Source organism: Streptomyces tauricus (assembly GCF_014650955.1).
In the GTDB taxonomy this organism is placed as follows: Bacteria; Actinomycetota; Actinomycetes; order Streptomycetales; family Streptomycetaceae; genus Streptomyces; species Streptomyces tauricus.
The window spans coordinates 197,924-214,999 of the sequence record NZ_BMVY01000007.1; the positions used below are offsets into that span (position 1 = coordinate 197,924).

The 17,076-nt window shown below is 71.0% G+C and carries 15 protein-coding genes; 14 read left to right on the plus strand and 1 reads right to left on the minus strand.

Annotated elements, in window-relative coordinates; translation table 11 throughout:
• Positions 1-11: 11 nt before the first annotated feature.
• The 13 genes from hpnC to IE278_RS14485 all read left to right on the plus strand — a co-directional run bounded on the left by hpnC (position 12) and on the right by IE278_RS14485 (position 13,887).
• Positions 12-914: a squalene synthase HpnC gene (gene hpnC, locus IE278_RS14430; protein ID WP_189772314.1), complete on the plus strand. Its 903-nt coding sequence runs from the start codon at positions 12-14 to the stop codon at positions 912-914.
• The gene (gene hpnD / locus IE278_RS14435) at positions 911-1,861 is read left to right on the plus strand and encodes a presqualene diphosphate synthase HpnD (protein ID WP_189772316.1); all 951 of its coding nucleotides are present in this window, start codon (positions 911-913) and stop codon (positions 1,859-1,861) included. Before hpnC ends, hpnD begins: the two co-directional genes overlap by 4 nt.
• Positions 1,861-2,001, plus strand: a complete 141-nt coding sequence (locus IE278_RS43175) for a DUF6380 family protein (RefSeq protein ID WP_220451676.1) — start codon at positions 1,861-1,863, stop codon at positions 1,999-2,001. The genes hpnD and IE278_RS43175 overlap by 1 nt, the downstream gene beginning before the upstream one ends.
• Positions 1,998-3,422, plus strand: a complete 1,425-nt coding sequence (hpnE, locus tag IE278_RS14440) for a hydroxysqualene dehydroxylase HpnE (RefSeq protein WP_189772318.1) — start codon at positions 1,998-2,000, stop codon at positions 3,420-3,422. The genes IE278_RS43175 and hpnE overlap by 4 nt, the downstream gene beginning before the upstream one ends.
• Positions 3,423-3,481: 59 nt before the next feature.
• Positions 3,482-4,549 (plus strand): polyprenyl synthetase family protein, encoded by a 1,068-nt coding sequence (locus tag IE278_RS14445; protein ID WP_189772320.1) that lies wholly within the window; start codon positions 3,482-3,484, stop codon positions 4,547-4,549.
• Positions 4,550-4,659: 110 nt separating this feature from the next.
• Positions 4,660-6,714, plus strand: a complete 2,055-nt coding sequence (gene shc / locus IE278_RS14450) for a squalene--hopene cyclase (RefSeq protein WP_189772322.1) — start codon at positions 4,660-4,662, stop codon at positions 6,712-6,714.
• Positions 6,714-7,358 (plus strand): phosphorylase family protein, encoded by a 645-nt coding sequence (locus IE278_RS14455; protein ID WP_189772324.1) that lies wholly within the window; start codon positions 6,714-6,716, stop codon positions 7,356-7,358. The genes shc and IE278_RS14455 overlap by 1 nt, the downstream gene beginning before the upstream one ends.
• A 5-nt stretch (positions 7,359-7,363) precedes the next feature.
• Positions 7,364-8,386, plus strand: a complete 1,023-nt coding sequence (gene hpnH / locus IE278_RS14460; protein ID WP_189772326.1) for an adenosyl-hopene transferase HpnH — start codon at positions 7,364-7,366, stop codon at positions 8,384-8,386.
• 4 nt (positions 8,387-8,390) lie between these two features.
• On the plus strand, positions 8,391-9,572 hold the full coding sequence (gene ispG, locus IE278_RS14465; protein ID WP_189772328.1) for a flavodoxin-dependent (E)-4-hydroxy-3-methylbut-2-enyl-diphosphate synthase: 1,182 nt from the start codon (positions 8,391-8,393) through the stop codon (positions 9,570-9,572).
• 29 nt (positions 9,573-9,601) lie between these two features.
• Positions 9,602-11,500: a 1-deoxy-D-xylulose-5-phosphate synthase gene (gene dxs, locus IE278_RS14470; RefSeq protein WP_189772330.1), complete on the plus strand. Its 1,899-nt coding sequence runs from the start codon at positions 9,602-9,604 to the stop codon at positions 11,498-11,500.
• Complete coding sequence (locus IE278_RS14475) at positions 11,497-12,894, plus strand: aspartate aminotransferase family protein (RefSeq protein ID WP_189772332.1); 1,398 nt, start codon at positions 11,497-11,499, stop codon at positions 12,892-12,894. The genes dxs and IE278_RS14475 overlap by 4 nt, the downstream gene beginning before the upstream one ends.
• A 232-nt stretch (positions 12,895-13,126) precedes the next feature.
• Positions 13,127-13,765 carry a helix-turn-helix domain-containing protein gene (locus tag IE278_RS14480; RefSeq protein WP_189772334.1) on the plus strand — a complete coding sequence of 213 codons (639 nt, stop codon included), beginning with the start codon at positions 13,127-13,129 and terminating at the stop codon, positions 13,763-13,765.
• Positions 13,762-13,887, plus strand: coding sequence for a DUF6126 family protein (locus tag IE278_RS14485; RefSeq protein WP_149511185.1), 126 nt, complete (start codon positions 13,762-13,764; stop codon positions 13,885-13,887). Before IE278_RS14480 ends, IE278_RS14485 begins: the two co-directional genes overlap by 4 nt.
• Positions 13,888-13,911: 24 nt before the next feature.
• Here the strand turns inward: IE278_RS14485 and IE278_RS14490 are convergent, their stop codons facing one another.
• Positions 13,912-14,709: a tyrosine-protein phosphatase gene (locus IE278_RS14490; protein ID WP_189772336.1), complete on the minus strand. Its 798-nt coding sequence runs from the start codon at positions 14,707-14,709 to the stop codon at positions 13,912-13,914.
• Positions 14,710-14,877: 168 nt separating this feature from the next.
• On the opposite strand from IE278_RS14490, the gene IE278_RS14495 reads away from it, so the two are divergent.
• Complete coding sequence (locus tag IE278_RS14495; protein WP_189772447.1) at positions 14,878-16,959, plus strand: alpha-galactosidase; 2,082 nt, start codon at positions 14,878-14,880, stop codon at positions 16,957-16,959.
• Positions 16,960-17,076: the final 117 nt, after the last annotated feature.

Here is a 17,076-nt window from a genome sequence, read left to right on the forward strand (position 1 = left end):
GGCGGCGGGCGATGACGCCGGCCGAAACGGCGCGCGCCGGTGACCCGGAGCGCAGCACCCTCGACAAAGCGGCGGACGAGAACTTTCCCGTGGCCCCGTTCTTCCTGCCCAAGGCCTGGCGGGACGACCTCATGGCCGTCTACGGCTTCGCCCGGCTCGTCGACGACATCGGTGACGGGGACCTGGCCCCCGGCGGCGCGGACGCCCGCCTCCTCGGTGTGTCCCCCGAAGAGGCGAAGGACCGGCTCGTCCTGCTCGACGCCTTCGAGGCGGACCTGCGCAAGGTCTTCGACTCGACTCCGGGCCACCCGCTCCTGCGCCGCCTGCAGCCGACGGTCCGCCGCACCGGCCTGCCCCCCGAACCCTTCCTCGGCCTGATCGCCGCGAACCGCCAGGACCAGGTCGTCAAGCGGTACGAGACCTACGACGATCTCCTGGCCTACTGCGAGCTGTCCGCCAATCCGGTCGGCCGACTGGTCCTCGCCGTCACCGGCACCTCGACCCCCGAGCGGGTCCGCCTCTCCGACGCCGTCTGCACGGCCCTGCAGATCGTCGAGCACCTCCAGGACGTCGCCGAGGACCTCGGCCGCGACCGCGTCTACCTCCCCGCCGAGGACATGAAACGCTTTCACGTCCAGGAAGCGGATCTCGCGGCGCCCACGGCAGGCGCATCGGCGCGCGCACTGGTTGCATACGAAGCAGAACGCGCCCGGAACCTCCTGAATGAAGGCACCCCCCTCGTGGGTAGCGTCCACGGCAGGCTGAAGCTGCTGCTCGCGGGGTTCGTGGCAGGAGGAAGGGCGGCGATCCGGGCGATCGCCGCCGCCGAATACGACGTACTTCCCGGCCCGCCGAAGCCCGGCAAGATCCAGTTGCTGCGCGAGGTGGGAGTGACTCTGCGAGGAGAGGGGTGATCCGGACCGTGGAGTCGGAACCACACATGTCCGCACCGGTACTCGCCGCTTACGGCTACTGCGAGGCGGTCACCGGGCAGCAGGCCCGGAATTTCGCGTACGGCATCCGGCTGCTGCCGGCGCCCAAGCGGCGGGCGATGTCGGCGCTGTACGCGTTCTCACGGCGCGTCGACGACATCGGTGACGGAGTGCTCGCCCCCGAGGTCAAGGCGAAGCGGCTGGAGGAGACCCGGGCGCTGCTCGCCCGGATCCGCGACCGCTCGGTGGACGAGGACGACACCGATCCGGTCGCCGTCGCCCTGCGGCACACCGCGGACCACTTCCCGGTCCCGCTCGACGGCCTGGACGAACTCATCGACGGCGTGCTCATGGACGTCCGCGGCGAGACGTACGAGACCTGGGACGACCTGAAGGTCTACTGCCGCTGTGTCGCCGGCGCCATCGGCCGGCTCTCGCTCGGCGTCTTCGGTACGGAACCGGGGGCGCGCGGCGCCGAGCGTGCGCCGGAGTACGCGGACACCCTCGGGCTCGCGCTGCAACTCACCAACATCCTCAGGGACGTTCGTGAGGACGCCGAGAACGGGCGGACGTATCTGCCCGCGGACGACCTCGCGAAGTTCGGCTGCTCGGCCGGGTTCGACGGACCGCGCCCGCCGGAGGGCTCCGACTTCGCGGGCCTCGTGCACTTCGAGGTGCGCCGGGCCCGCGCGCTCTTCGCGGAGGGCTACCGGCTGCTGCCCATGCTGGACCGCCGCAGCGGCGCCTGTGTCGCCGCGATGGCAGGCATCTACCGCCGCCTCCTGGACCGTATCGAGCGCGAACCGGAGGCCGTCCTGCGCGGCCGGGTCTCGCTCCCCGGACGCGAGAAGGCGTACGTCGCCGTGCGCGGCCTCTCCGGTCTCGACGCCCGGCACGTCTCCCGCCGAACCGTCAGGAGGCGCGCTTGATGGACACTCCGGCCCAGGATGACGCAAGTACCTGGAAACGGCGCGCAACCCTCCGGCCGGGGACGGCGTCCCTGACTGCATCGGCCGCCCGTGCCCCGCTCCACCGGCGCGGCGAGGCCGCGGGGGAAGGTGCACGATGAACGACACCACGCAGGACGAGGGGCCCGACGCCGGCTCGCAGGGCCGCCCCACGACGGCCGTAGTGGTCGGCGGGGGGCTCGCGGGAACGACCGCGGCGCTCGCGCTGGCCGACGCGGGCATCCGCGTGACGCTGCTCGAAGGCAGGCCCCGGCTGGGCGGGCTCGCCTTCTCCTTCCAGCGCGACGGACTCACCGTGGACAACGGCCAGCATGTGTATCTGCGCTGCTGCACGGCGTACCGCTGGTTCCTCGACCGTGTCGAAGGCGCGGCGCTCGCCCCGCTGCAGGACCGCCTGGACGTGCCCGTCCTCGACGCCGAGGCCCCGGCCGGACGACGGCTCGGCAGAATCGGCCGGACGGCGCTGCCCGTCCCGCTGCATCTGGCGCGCAGCCTCGCGACCTACCCGCATCTCTCACTCGCCGAGCGCGCCAAGGTCGGCCGTGCCGCACTGGCGCTCAAGGGACTCGACCTCGCCGATCCGGCGCTCGACGCGCAGAGCTTCGGCAGCTGGCTGGCCGCGCACGGTCAGTCCGAGCGGACCATCGAGGCACTGTGGGACCTGGTGGGGGTCGCCACCCTCAACGCGGTGGCCGGCGACTCCTCGCTCGGGCTCGCCGCGATGGTGTTCAAGACCGGTCTGCTGTCCGACCCGGGCGCCGCCGACATCGGCTGGGCGCGCGTCCCGCTGGGTGAACTGCACGACCGGCTGGCCCGCAAGGCGCTCGACTCCGCGGGAGTCCGTACCGAGGTCCGTACACGAGTCACCTCCATCTCCCAACACGAGAACGGGCGTTGGAGCGTTCAGGTTCCCGGCGAGACGCTCGACGCCGACACGGTCGTCCTCGCCGTGCCGCAGCGCGAGGCCCACGACCTCCTGCCGGCGGGCGCCCTCGACGCCCCGGAACGGCTGCTGGAGATCGGTACGGCGCCCATCCTCAACATCCACGTCGTGTACGACCGCAAGGTGCTCAGCCGGCCCTTCTTCGCCGCGCTCGGCTCCCCGGTGCAGTGGGTCTTCGACCGGACCGAGGCGTCCGGCCTCAAGGAGGGCCAGTACCTCGCGCTGTCCCAGTCGGCCGCGCAGGACGAGATCGACACACCCGTCGCGGCGCTGCGCGAGCGCTACCTGCCGGAGCTGGAGCGGTTGCTGCCGCACACCAGGGACGCCGAGGTCCGGGACTTCTTCGTGACCAGGGAGCGCACGGCGACGTTCGCCCCGACCCCCGGCGTCGGACGGCTGCGGCCCGGCGCCCGCACCAAGGCACCCGGCCTGTACCTGGCCGGCGCGTGGACCGCCACCGGGTGGCCCGCGACCATGGAGAGTGCGGTCCGCAGCGGCGTGAGCGCGGCGGATGCCGCCCTCACCGCTTTGGGCCGGCCCCGCGACCATCTCTTCGAGCTCTTCGAGGAGGCGGCGTGACGCTCCAGCAGAGCGCGGCTGGCTCCCGCACACCCCGTATCGCGAATAGAGGAGAGACTGTGCCCACTGTGCCCCCGGCATCGAAGGCTGCCGACGCGGTGGACGTGACCGCGCTCCTGGAGCGCGGCCGGACCCTGGCCTCACCTGTACTGCGGGCGGCCATCGACCGCCTCGCCCCTCCCATGGACACCGTCGCCGCCTACCACTTCGGCTGGATCGACGCCGAGGGCAACCCCGCCGAGGGCGACGGCGGCAAGGCCGTACGCCCCGCCCTCGCCGTCCTGTCCGCCGAGGCCGCCGGCGCCGCCCCGGAGGTGGGCGTGCCGGGCGCGGTCGCCGTCGAGCTGGTGCACAACTTCTCCCTCCTGCACGACGACCTGATGGACGGCGACGAGCAGCGCCGCCACCGCGACACCGTCTGGAAGGTGCACGGCCCCGCCCAGGCGATCCTCGTCGGCGACGCCCTGTTCGCGCTGGCCAACGAACTGCTCCTGGAACTCGGCACCGTCGAGGCGGGCCGCGCCACCCGCCGGCTGACCACCGCCACGCGCGCGCTGATCGACGGCCAGGCCCAGGACATCTCCTACGAGCACCGCGACCGCGTCAGCGTCGAGGAGTGCCTGGAGATGGAGGGCAACAAGACGGGCGCCCTGCTCGCCTGCGCCTGCTCCATCGGCGCGGTCCTCGGCGGCGCCGACGACCGCACGGCGGACACGCTGGAGAAGTACGGCTACCACCTCGGCCTCGCCTTCCAGGCCGTCGACGACCTGCTCGGCATCTGGGGCGACCCGGTGGCCACCGGCAAGCAGACCTGGAGCGACCTGCGCCAGCGCAAGAAGTCCCTGCCCGTCGTGGCCGCGCTCGCGGCCGGCGGACCCGCCTCCGAGCGCCTGGGCGAACTGCTCGCCGCGGACGCCAGGAGCAGCGACTTCGAGAACTTCTCCGAGGAGGAGTTCGCCGTGCGCGCCGCGCTCATCGAGGAGGCGGGCGGCCGCGAGTGGACCGCCCAGGAGGCCCGCCGCCAGCACACCGTCGCCATCGAGGCGCTCGACACGATCCACATGCCGGACCAGGTGCGTGCTCAGTTCGTGGAGCTCGCCGACTTCGTCGTCGTACGAAAGAGATGATCACTATCGGTCGAATAGCCCTCGCGTAGTCGCCGGCCGGTGCTGCGGAAGAACGAGCACCGGCCGACGGCGGACCCAGCAGAGACATGCCACTGCACGAAGGGGAAGCCATGACAGCGACGACCGACGGAAGCACCGGGGCCCTCCCGCCCCGCGCAGCCTCGGCCAGCGACATCCGGACAGAATCGACTCCCGCGGCGGCCGGGACAGCCGATATCCGAGAGACCGCCACGCACGCGATACAGCGTGCCACCGACTTCCTGCTGACCACGCAGGACGCCGAGGGCTGGTGGAAGGGCGACCTGGAGACCAACGTCACCATGGACGCCGAAGACCTCCTGCTCCGTCAGTTCCTCGGCATCGACGACGAGAAGACCACGCGGGCCGCCGCGCTGTTCATCCGCGGCGAGCAGCGCGAGGACGGCACCTGGGCCTCCTTCTACGGCGGACCGGGCGAACTCTCCACCACCGTCGAGGCGTACGTGGCCCTGCGACTGGCCGGTGACGCGCCGGACGACCCGCACATGGCGCGGGCGTCCGCGTGGATCCGGGAGCAGGGCGGTATCGCGGCGGCCCGGGTCTTCACCCGGATCTGGCTCGCGCTGTTCGGCTGGTGGAAGTGGGACGACCTCCCCGAACTGCCCCCGGAACTCATCTACTTCCCGAAGTGGATGCCGCTCAACATCTACGACTTCGGCTGCTGGGCCCGGCAGACCATCGTGCCGCTCACCGTGGTCTCCGCGAAGCGCCCGGTCCGTCCGGCGCCCTTCGCGCTGGACGAGCTGCACGCCGACCCCCGCAACCCCAACCCGGTCAAACCCTTCGCACCGGTGGCGAGTTGGGACGGGGCGTTCCAGCGGCTGGACCGGGCCCTGCACGCCTACCGCAAGGTGGCGCCGCGCAGGCTGCGCAGGGCCGCGATGAACACCGCGGCCCGCTGGATCATCGAGCGCCAGGAGAACGACGGGTGCTGGGGCGGCATCCAGCCGCCCGCCGTGTACTCGGTCATCGCCCTGTACCTGCTCGGCTACGACCTCGAACATCCGGTGATGCGCGAGGGACTGGCCTCCCTGGACCGCTTCGCCGTGTGGCGCGAGGACGGCGCCCGGATGATCGAGGCCTGTCAGTCACCCGTCTGGGACACCTGCCTGGCGACCATCGCGCTCGCCGACGCGGGCGTTCCGGCTGACCACCCGCAGATGGTGCGGGCGGCGGACTGGATGCTCGGGGAGGAGATCGTCCGCCCCGGCGACTGGGCGGTCAAGAGGCCCGAACTCCCGCCCGGCGGCTGGGCGTTCGAGTTCCACAACGACAACTACCCCGACATCGACGACACCGCCGAAGTCGTCCTCGCGCTGCGCCGGGTGAGGCACCACGACCCGGAGCGCGTGGAGAAGGCCATCGGGCGGGGGGTGCGCTGGAACCTCGGCATGCAGTCGAAGAACGGCGCGTGGGGCGCCTTCGACGTCGACAACACCAGCCCCTTCCCCAACCGGCTGCCGTTCTGCGACTTCGGCGAGGTCATCGACCCGCCGTCCGCCGACGTCACCGCGCACGTCGTGGAGATGCTCGCCGTCGAGGGCCTGGCCCACGATCCCCGCACCCGCCGGGGCGTCGAGTGGCTGCTCGCCGAACAGGAGGCGAACGGCTCCTGGTTCGGCCGCTGGGGCGTCAACTACGTCTACGGCACAGGGTCGGTGGTGCCCGCGCTGGTCGCCGCCGGACTGCCCGGCTCGCATCCCGCGATCCGGCGGGCGGTGGCCTGGCTGGAGACCGTGCAGAACGACGACGGGGGCTGGGGCGAGGACCTGCGCTCCTACCACGACGTCGCCGAGTGGAGCGGGCGCGGCGCCTCGACCGCCTCCCAGACCGCGTGGGCGCTGCTGGCGCTGCTCGCGGCCGGGGAGCGGGAGTCCAAGGCCGTCGAGCGCGGTGTCGCCTGGCTCGCGCAGACCCAGCTGCCGGACGGCTCCTGGGACGAGCCGTACTTCACCGGCACCGGGTTCCCGTGGGACTTCTCCATCAACTACCACCTCTACCGGCAGGTGTTCCCGCTCACCGCGCTCGGCCGGTACGTCAACGGCGAACCGTTCGCCGAACTGCAGAGTGCCCAGGGCGCCCGCACATCCCAGGGCACCCAGGGCTCCTTCGGCAGGGCGAGCTGATGAGCGCGAAACCGGACGCCGCCCCGCTGCTGATCGCCTGCGCGCTGGGCATCGAGCGGTTCGCCCTGTGCACGGGCGGCGACCGGGGCGGCGCCGAAGGACCGGTCACCGTGCTGCGTACCGGCATGGGGCCGGCGGCCGCCGAGCGGGCGGTCGGCAAGGTGCTGGCCGATCCCGCGATGCGCTCGGCGGCCGTCCTGGCCACGGGCTTCTGTGCCGGGCTCGCCCCCGGGATGCATCCCGGGGACCTGGTCGTCGCCGAGGAGACCCGGGACCCGCGCGGCAGCACGCCGTGCGTGGGAACCGGCCTGCTCGTCGGGGAACTGCGGCGTGCCGTGCCCGGGCGCGCCGTGCACACGGGACCGCTCGCCGGTTCCGATCACGTGGTCCGCGGTCCCGAACGGTCGGAGCTGTTCGCGACCGGGGCGATCGCGGTCGACATGGAGTCGGCGGCGACGCTCCGCAGCGCGGTCCGCGCGGGGGAGCGCCCCGTTGCCGCCGTACGGGTGGTCGTGGACGCCCCGGAACATGAACTCGTCCGGATCGGCACGGTACGCGGTGGAATATCAGCCTTCCGTGTTCTTCGTGCCGTTCTCCCTGTTTTCTATGAATGGCACCGTTCTTCGCTGCTCCCCAGGAGGTGAGCCAGATGGCCATGCCGCTCCGCCAGACCATCAAGGTCGCGACGTATCTCATGGAACAGAAACTCCGCAAGCGGGACAAGTTTCCGCTGATCGTCGAACTGGAACCGCTGTACGCCTGCAATCTCGCGTGCGAGGGCTGCGGCAAGATCCAGCACCCGGCCGGAGTGCTCAAGCAGCGCATGCCGGTGGCGCAGGCCGTGGGGGCGGTGCTCGAATCGGGTGCGCCGATGGTCTCCATCGCCGGTGGCGAACCGTTGATGCACCCTCATATCGACGAGATCGTGCGGCAGTTGGTGGCCAGGAAGAAGTACATCTTCCTGTGCACCAACGCCATGCTGCTGCGCAAGAAGATGGACAAGTTCACGCCCTCGCCGTACTTCGCGTTCGCCGTGCACATCGACGGGCTGCGGGAGCGGCACGACGAGTCCGTCGCCAAGGAGGGGGTGTTCGACGAGGCGGTGGCGGCCATCAAGGAGGCCAAGCGGCGCGGCTTCCGGGTGACCACCAACTCGACCTTCTTCAACACCGACACCCCGCAGACGATCATCGAGGTGCTCAACTACCTCAATGACGACCTGAAGGTGGACGAGATGATGATCTCGCCCGCCTACGCCTACGAGAAGGCGCCCGACCAGGAGCACTTCCTGGGCGTGGAGCAGACCCGCGAACTGTTCAAGAAGGCCTTCGCGGGCGGCAACCGGTTGCGCTGGCGGCTCAACCACTCCCCGCTCTTCCTGGACTTCCTGGAGGGCAAGGTCGACTTCCCCTGCACGGCGTGGGCGATCCCCAACTACTCGCTCTTCGGCTGGCAGAAACCCTGCTACCTGATGAGCGACGGGTACGTCACGACGTACAAGGACCTCATCGAGAAGACCGACTGGGACGCCTACGGCCGCGGCAAGGACCCGCGGTGCGCCAACTGCATGGCGCACTGCGGCTACGAGCCGACGGCGGTCATGGCCACCATGGGCTCCCTCAAGGAGTCGCTGCGGGCCGCCCGCGAGACCGTCTCGGGAAACCGCGGGTGACGTGATGACCGCCATCTCCTTGGGCCTCCCCGAGGTACCGGTCCGGCCGATCGCGGAACGCCGTGTCTCACGGCGGATCCAGGTCGGGCCGGTGGCGGTCGGAGGCGGGGCGCCCGTGTCGGTGCAGTCGATGACGACGACCCGTACGTCGGACATCGGCGCCACGCTCCAGCAGATCGCCGAACTCACCGCGTCCGGCTGCCAGATCGTCCGCGTCGCCTGCCCCACGCAGGACGACGCGGACGCGCTGGCCACCATCGCGCGCAAGTCGCAGATCCCGGTGATCGCGGACATCCACTTCCAGCCGAAGTACGTGTTCGCCGCGATCGAGGCGGGCTGCGCGGCGGTCCGGGTCAACCCCGGCAACATCAAGCAGTTCGACGACAAGGTGAAGGAGATCGCGCGGGCCGCGAAGGACCACGGCACGCCGATCCGGATCGGGGTCAACGCCGGTTCGCTGGACCGGCGCCTCCTCCAGAAGTACGGGAAGGCGACCCCGGAGGCGCTGGTCGAGTCGGCCCTGTGGGAGGCGTCCCTCTTCGAGGAGCACGGCTTCCGGGACATCAAGATCTCGGTCAAGCACAACGACCCCGTGGTCATGGTCAACGCCTACCGGCAACTGGCGGCCCAGTGCGACTACCCGCTGCACCTCGGCGTGACCGAGGCGGGGCCCGCCTTCCAGGGCACGATCAAGTCGGCGGTGGCCTTCGGGGCGCTGCTCAGCGAGGGCATCGGCGACACCATCCGGGTGTCCCTGAGCGCCCCGCCCGCCGAGGAGTGCAAGGTCGGCATCCAGATCCTGGAGTCGCTGGGGCTGCGGCAGCGGCGCCTGGAGATCGTGTCCTGTCCGTCCTGCGGGCGGGCCCAGGTCGACGTCTACAAGCTCGCCGACGAGGTCACGGCCGGTCTGGAGGGTATGGAGGTGCCCCTGCGCGTCGCGGTCATGGGCTGCGTCGTCAACGGGCCGGGAGAAGCACGGGAGGCGGACCTGGGGGTCGCCTCCGGCAACGGCAAGGGACAGATCTTCGTCCGGGGCGAGGTCATCAGGACCGTCCCCGAGTCGAAGATCGTGGAGACCCTCATCGACGAGGCGATGAAGATCGCCGAGCAGATGGAGGCGGACGGCGTCGCATCGGGCGAGCCGGAGGTCACGGTGCCGGGGCAACCGGGCGGCACCGCTAGTTAGCTGCAGCACGGACCGAGAGGGGGCCGAGCGTGACGATTCTGGAGACCATCCGGGGACCACGCGACCTGAAGGCGCTGTCCGAGACCGAGATAGGCCAAGTGGCCGAAGAGATCAGGGAGTTCCTGGTGCACGCGGTCGCCAGGACCGGGGGGCATCTGGGACCCAACCTGGGAGTGGTGGAACTGTCCATCGCGCTCCACCGGGTCTTCGAGTCGCCGACCGACCGCATCCTGTGGGACACCGGCCACCAGAGCTATGTGCACAAGCTCCTGACCGGCCGTCAGGACTTCTCCAAGCTGCGCGGCAAGGGCGGCCTCTCCGGCTACCCCTCGCGCGAGGAGTCCGAGCACGACATCATCGAGAACAGCCACGCGTCCACCGCGCTCGGCTGGGCCGACGGGCTCGCCAAGGCCCGCCAGGTGCAGGGCGAGAAAGGGCACGTCGTCGCGGTCATCGGGGACGGCGCGCTCACCGGCGGCATGGCATGGGAGGCGCTGAACAACATCGCCGCCGCCAAGGACCGCCCGCTGATCATCGTCGTCAACGACAACGAACGCTCGTACTCGCCGACCATCGGCGGCCTCGCCAACCACCTCGCGACCCTGCGCACCACCGACAGCTACGAGAAGGTCCTGGCCTGGGGCAAGGACGTCCTGCTGCGCACCCCCGTCGTCGGCGGCACCCTCTACGAGTCGCTGCACGGCGCGAAGAAGGGCTTCAAGGACGCGTTCGCCCCGCAGGGCATGTTCGAGGACCTGGGGCTGAAGTACGTCGGGCCGATCGACGGGCACGACACGGGCGCGGTCGAGTCGGCCCTGCGGCGCGCGAAACGCTTCCACGGACCCGTACTCATCCACTGCCTGACGGAGAAGGGGCGCGGATACGAGCCCGCGCTCGCGCACGAGGAGGACCGTTTCCACACGGTCGGCGTGATGGACCCGCTCACCTGCGAGCCGCTCGCACCGTCCAACGGCCCCTCCTGGACCTCGGTGTTCGGCGACGAGATCGTCCGCATCGGCGAGGAACGCGAGGACGTCGTGGCGATCACGGCGGCCATGCTGCACCCGGTGGGCCTCGCGAAGTTCGCCGAGAGGTTCCCCGACCGGGTGTGGGACGTCGGCATCGCCGAGCAGCACGCCGCGGTGTCCGCGGCCGGACTCGCGACCGGCGGACTGCACCCGGTCGTCGCCGTGTACGCGACCTTCCTCAACCGGGCCTTCGACCAGCTCCTCATGGATGTCGCGCTGCACCGCTGCGGCGTGACCTTCGTACTGGACCGGGCCGGCATCACCGGAGCCGACGGAGCGTCCCACAACGGCATGTGGGACATGTCCATCCTCCAGGTCGTGCCCGGACTTCGCATCGCCGCGCCGCGTGACGCCGACCAGCTCCGCGCCCAGCTGCGCGAGGCCGTCGCCGTCGACGACGCCCCCACGCTGGTCCGCTTTCCGAAGGAGTCGGTGGGACCCCGGGTCCCGGCGGTCGACCGGGTGGGCGGAGTGGACGTGCTGCACCGCGGCGAGCGGTCCGACGTGCTGCTCGTCGCCGTCGGCGTCATGGCACCGGTGTGCCTCCACGCGGCCGAACTCCTCGAGGCGCGGGGCATCGGCTGCACGGTGGTGGACCCGCGCTGGGTCAAACCCGTCGACCCCGCCCTGCCCGGCCTCGCCGCCGACCACCGACTGGTCGCCGTCGTCGAGGACAACAGCCGGGCCGCCGGAGTGGGCGCGGCCGTCGCGCTCGCCCTCGGGGACGCCGAAGTCGACGTGCCGGTACGGCGGTTCGGCATCCCCGAACAGTTCCTCGCACACGCCAAACGGGGCGAGGTACTGGCCGACATCGGCCTGACCCCCGTCGAGATCGCGGGCCGGATCAGCGCGAGCCTCGCGGTGCGGGAGACCACCATGCCCAAGGAGAAACCGCAATGACCACCAGCAAGGCCCAGGAGTTCGACCTCGGCAGTCTCCTCGCCGAGCGCGGAGCCGAGCGCTACGAGCTGCACGCCAAGTATCTGAACCACCAGCTGCCGCGCATGCTGCGCACCATCGGCTTCGACAAGGTCTACGAGCGCGCCGAGGGCGCCCACTTCTGGGACGCGGACGACAACGACTACCTGGACATGCTCGCCGGGTTCGGGGTGATGGGCCTCGGTCGCCATCACCCCGTCGTCCGCAAGGCACTGCACGACGTCCTGGACGCCCGGCTCGCCGACCTCACCCGCTTCGACTGCCAGCCCCTGCCCGGCCTGCTGGCGGAGAAGCTGCTGGCGCACAGCCCGCACCTGGACCGGGTGTTCTTCGGCAACAGCGGGACGGAGGCCGTCGAGACCGCCCTGAAGTTCGCCCGGTACGCCACCGGCAGGCCGCGCGTCCTGTACTGCGCGCACGCCTTCCACGGGCTGACCACCGGATCCCTGTCCGTCAACGGCGAGGACGGCTTCCGGGACGGCTTCGCCCCGCTGCTGCCCGACACGGCGGTCCCGCTCGGTGACCTCGACGCCCTGGCGGCGGAGCTCAAGAAGGGCGACGTCGCCGCGCTGATCGTCGAACCGATCCAGGGCAAGGGCGTGCACGAGTCGCCGCCCGGCTATCTGCGCGACGCCCAGGAACTGCTGCACAAGTACAAGGCGCTGCTCATCGCGGACGAGGTGCAGACCGGGCTCGGCCGCACCGGGGACTTCTACGCCTACCAGCACGAGGACGGGGTCGAACCCGACCTGGTCTGTGTGGCGAAGGCGCTGTCGGGCGGGTACGTGCCCGTGAGCGCCACCCTCGGCAAGGACTGGATCTTCAAGAAGGTCTACTCGTCCATGGACCGGGTCCTCGTGCACTCCGCGAGCTTCGGATCCAACGCGCAGGCCATGGCGGCCGGCCTCGCGGTCCTGTCGGTCATGGAGAACGAGCAGATCGTGGCGAACGCCCGCGCCACGGGGGAGCGGCTCAAGTCCCGGCTCACGGAGCTCGTCGACCGGTACGAGCTGCTGAGCGACGTACGCGGCCGGGGGCTGATGATCGGCCTCGAGTTCGGCCGACCGACCTCGCTGAAGCTGCGCAGCCGGTGGACGATGCTGCAGGCGGCGCGCAAGGGGCTGTTCGCGCAGATGGTGGTCGTGCCGTTGCTGCAGCGGCACCGGATCCTCACGCAGGTCTCCGGCGACCACCTGGAGGTGATCAAGCTGATCCCGCCGCTGGTGATCGGGGAGCGGGACGTGGATCGGTTCGTGGAGGCGTTCACTGCCGTCATGGATGACGCACACAGTGGGGGTGGGCTGATGTGGGACTTCGGAAAGACGCTGGTGAAGCAGGCGGTCGCCGGGCGGTAGCGGGGCCGGGCCCCCTGCGGGCCGTTCGCGCAGTTCCCCGCGCCCCCAAAGGACTGCGCCGTTCCCCGCGCCCCTAAAAGATTGCGCCGTTCCCCGCGCCCCTGAGGGCTCGGCTGCGCCTTCGCCCCGATAGGGGCGCGGGGAACTGCGCAGCCCGCCCCCGTTGGCCGGAGCTTTTGCCTCTCGGGCAAGTTATTTGCCTCTCAGGCAAGAGTGCGGCTCAATGGGATGCATGAACCCTGACCAGGGTACGAGACCCGAGCCCGAGCCGGAGGCTGAGGCGCCGCTTCCCACCGTCGCCCCCCAGCTCCGCGCACTGCGCCGCCGCGCAACCCTCACCCTGGAGTCCGCCGCCGCCGCGGCCGGACTCTCGCCCGCCCACCTCTCCCGGCTGGAGACCGGCCGGCGCCAGCCCTCGCTGCCCATGCTCCTCGCGCTGGCCCGCATCTACGGCACGACCGTCTCCGACCTGCTCGGCGAGACGGTCACCGAGCGGGACGCCGTGGTCCGCTCCGCCGACATGGAGCCCACGAAGGCCGGCGGCTGGACGTACTGGCCGGCCGGCGCCGCCGGCCGCGGCATGCAGTCCCTGCGCGTGCACGTCCCCTACGGGGCGCAGGGCGACATCGTGCGGGTCCACCCCGGTGAGGAGTGGCTGTACGTCCTCCAGGGGCGGCTGCGCCTGCGCCTCGGGGACACCGCGCACGTCCTCGAACCCGGCGACAGCGCCCACTTCGACTCGCTGACCCCGCACCGGATCGCCGCCGCGGACCGGGACGGGGCCGAACTCCTCTTCGTACACACCCTGCTGCAGAGTCCGACGGCCGCCCTGTGCCTCGGACCGACGACGATTCCAGGAGAAGGCTCATGAAGGACTTGGAGGAGAAGTTCCCGCGCGCGCTGTGGGTCCGGCTCATCATCTATGTGGCGGTCGGGCACGTCTTCGCCGCCTTCATCTACCTGCTGTTCACCCTCGGGGCCCAGAACCAGTAGCCCGGCGCCCAGCCCCCGGAGCGGTCAGTCGAGGAAACGCGCCCGCAGCCGCTCCCGTATCCCGGGGGTCACGCCGAGCGCCTGCTCCAGGTACGCGTCGACCCCGCCCCAGGTCTCCTCGATCGTGTCGAACGCCGCCGCCAGGTACTCGGCGCGTGCGTCGAAGAGCGGGCTGAGCAGCTCCATCACCTCGGGGGTGTACGCCGAGGAGGCGGAGCTGCTGCGGTGCACCTTGTAGCGGCGGTGCGCCGCGTTCGACTCCAGGTAGTCCGCCACGATGGCCTCACGCTCGACGCCGATGGCGAGGAGCGTCACGGCGACGGAGAGACCGGCGCGGTCCTTGCCGGCGGCGCAGTGCATCAGGGCCGGGACACTGTCCTCGGCCAGCGCGTGCAGCACCTGACGGTGCTCGGCCGTGCGCTCCTTGATGATCGTGCGGTAGGACGCGATCATGCGGTTCGCCGCCCGGCCGTCCGCGAGCAGCTCACGCAGCTCGTCCAGATTGCCGTCGCGGACCATCTTCCAGAACTCGGCGCCGTCGGCGGGGTCCGTCAGCGGCAGGTTCACATTGCGCACCCCGGGCAGCTCGACGTCGGCGCCCTCCAGGCGCTGGTCGGCCGCGTTGCGGAAGTCGAAGATCGTGTGCAGTCCCAGCGAGGCGAGGAACGCGGCGTCCGAGGGCGTCGCGTGCGCGAGGTGGCCGCTGCGGAACAGCCGTCCGTACGCCACCCGCCGGCCGTCCACCGTCGGCAGGCCGCCCACATCGCGGAAGTTGCGTACACCGGCCAGTTCGGGCTCGGTCGACGGGACCTGCTGCGTCACGGGGGCTCCTCCCCTCGGCCACCGACGCGGCTCGTCGGCGAGGTGCGTATCCGACGATACGACATCGGTTCGTGGGCCAATGAGTTGTCCACAGGCGTTGCCCGAAGGGCAGGTCGGCCCTGATGATGTTGGGGCTTGAGCGTGCCTGTTCGAATATGTGAGGGCTTGATGGTAGAGATCGGCGCAGACGGCCGTACGTGGCTTCTTTCGGGACCCACGAGCAGTTACGGCCTGCGGCTCGGTGACGAGGACGAGCTGCTTCATCTGCACTGGGGCCCCAGGATCGCACTCGCCGACGCCGAGGCGCTCGCCGCGGGCCCGGGCCCCGAGTACTGGGCGTTCGAGGCGACCCTCGACGGCCATGAGGAGTACCCGGTCGAGGGCGGCCCCCGCTTCGTACGGCCCGCGCTGTCCGTGCGTACGCCGGACCGGCGCGGCACCGAGTGGCGCTTCGAGGCGTACGAGAGCGAGGGCGACGAGCTGCGGCTGCGGTTCTCCGACTCCGGGCTCGGCATCACGCTGCACTACCGGATGCGGGAGGGCACGGACGTCGTCGAGCGCTGGGTGACCCTCTCCAACGAAGGGCCCGCCCTGGAGGTGCTGCGCGCCGACTCCGCGACCTGGACGCTGCCGCTGCGCGACGGGTGGCGGCTGTCCCAGCTGCACGGACGGTGGGCGGCCGAGTCCCGGCTGGTGCGCTCCGAACTCACCTACGGCGAGAAGATCATCGGCAGCCGGCGTGGACACACCGGGCACCAGCACCTGCCGTGGGTCGCCCTGGACGCGGACGGCACGGCGACCGAGGAGCTGGGCGAGGTCTACGGCTGCGCGCTCGCCTGGTCGGGGACCTGGCGGATCGCGGTGGCCCAACTGCCGGACGCGCGCGTGCAGATCACCGGCGGGGCCGGGTACGACGACTCGGGCCTGCTGCGGCTGGAACCGGGGGAGACCTTCGTCACTCCCGTCTTCGCGGGGCTGTGGAGCGACGGCGGCTTCGGCGGGGCGAGCCGCGCCTGGCACGCGTACCAGCGCGCGTATGTGATCCCGGACGCGGAGCAGGACCGGCCCGTGCTCTACAACTCCTGGGAGGCCACGGAGTTCGACATCTCCGAGGAGCAGCAGCGGGCGCTCGCCCGCCGGGCCGCCGAGGCAGGGGTCGAGCTGTTCGTGGTCGACGACGGCTGGTTCGGGGCGCGCACCAGCGACCGGGCCGGCCTCGGCGACTGGACGGTCAACCGGGACCGCTTCCCCGGCGGCCTCAAGCCGCTGAGCGACTACGTGCACGGGCTCGGGATGCAGTTCGGCATCTGGGTCGAGCCCGAGATGGTCAACCCGGACAGCGAGCTGTACCGCGCGCACCCGGACTGGGTGCAGTTCCAGCCGGGACGAAAGAGGACGGAGCTGCGCAACCAGCTCGTACTGAACCTCGCACGCGAGGACGTCCAGGAGTACCTGTGGGAACAGCTCGACGCGCTGCTCTCCAGCGCGCCGATCGACTACGTGAAGTGGGACTTCAACCGCTGCTTCACGGACGCGGGATGGCCCGGCGAGGCGTACCCGCAGCGGCTGTGGGTGGACCATGTGCACGCCCTGTACAAGCTGTTGGACCGGCTGCGGGCGGCCCACCCGACCGTCGCCTTCGAGTCCTGCTCGGGCGGCGGCGGCCGGATCGACCTCGGGATCATGGCCCGTACGGACCAGGTGTGGACCTCGGACAACACGGACCCGCTCGACCGGCTCGCCATCCAGTACGGCTTCAGCCAGGTGCATCCCGCGCGGGCCATGGCCGCGTGGGTCACCGACAGCCCGAACACGCAGCTCAACGGACGTGTCAGCTCGCTGCGCTTCCGGTTCGTGAGCGCGATGGCCGGGGTGCTCGGGGTCGGCGGCGACCTCACCCGCTGGACCGAGGGGGAGCTGGCCGAGGCGCGGACCTGGGTGGAGCTCTACAAGAAGATCAGGCCCGTCGTGCAGGGCGGTGAGCTTCACCGGCTGCGGGCGCCGGAGGGCGGCCTGAGCGCCGTCCAGTACGTCCGTGACGGCGAGGTCGTCGTCCTCGCCTGGCTCCAGGCCCAGCACTACGGAGAGCCGGTTCCGCCGGTGCGGCTGCGGGGCCTCGACCCGTCGGCGTCGTACGAATGCCTCGAAACGGGCGAAGTCCACCGGGGTGCGGTGCTTTTGCACCACGGGCTGCGGACGGGGCTGCGGGGCGACCTCGATGCGGCAGTTATCCGCCTGCGTCGCATGTGACTGATGTGTCCGTAATGGAGCCTTCGTTCCAACTCGCGCCGGAGTGGGGGCTCCTGGGGCGGTCCTCCGTGAGCAGCGTCATACACGTGACGTTCCGCTGTCGCCATGCTCACGTAA

Coding starts and splice junctions, on each gene's coding strand:
- hpnC (WP_189772314.1), top strand. CDS start 12: ATGACGCCGGCCGAAACGGCGCGCGCCGGTGACCCGGAGCGCAGCACC.
- IE278_RS43175 (WP_220451676.1), top strand. CDS start 1,861: ATGGACACTCCGGCCCAGGATGACGCAAGTACCTGGAAACGGCGCGCA.
- IE278_RS14480 (WP_189772334.1), top strand. CDS start 13,127: ATGAACCCTGACCAGGGTACGAGACCCGAGCCCGAGCCGGAGGCTGAG.
- IE278_RS14495 (WP_189772447.1), top strand. CDS start 14,878: ATGGTAGAGATCGGCGCAGACGGCCGTACGTGGCTTCTTTCGGGACCC.
- IE278_RS14485 (WP_149511185.1), top strand. CDS start 13,762: ATGAAGGACTTGGAGGAGAAGTTCCCGCGCGCGCTGTGGGTCCGGCTC.
- hpnE (WP_189772318.1), top strand. CDS start 1,998: ATGAACGACACCACGCAGGACGAGGGGCCCGACGCCGGCTCGCAGGGC.
- ispG (WP_189772328.1), top strand. CDS start 8,391: ATGACCGCCATCTCCTTGGGCCTCCCCGAGGTACCGGTCCGGCCGATC.
- IE278_RS14475 (WP_189772332.1), top strand. CDS start 11,497: ATGACCACCAGCAAGGCCCAGGAGTTCGACCTCGGCAGTCTCCTCGCC.
- hpnH (WP_189772326.1), top strand. CDS start 7,364: ATGGCCATGCCGCTCCGCCAGACCATCAAGGTCGCGACGTATCTCATG.
- shc (WP_189772322.1), top strand. CDS start 4,660: ATGACAGCGACGACCGACGGAAGCACCGGGGCCCTCCCGCCCCGCGCA.
- IE278_RS14455 (WP_189772324.1), top strand. CDS start 6,714: ATGAGCGCGAAACCGGACGCCGCCCCGCTGCTGATCGCCTGCGCGCTG.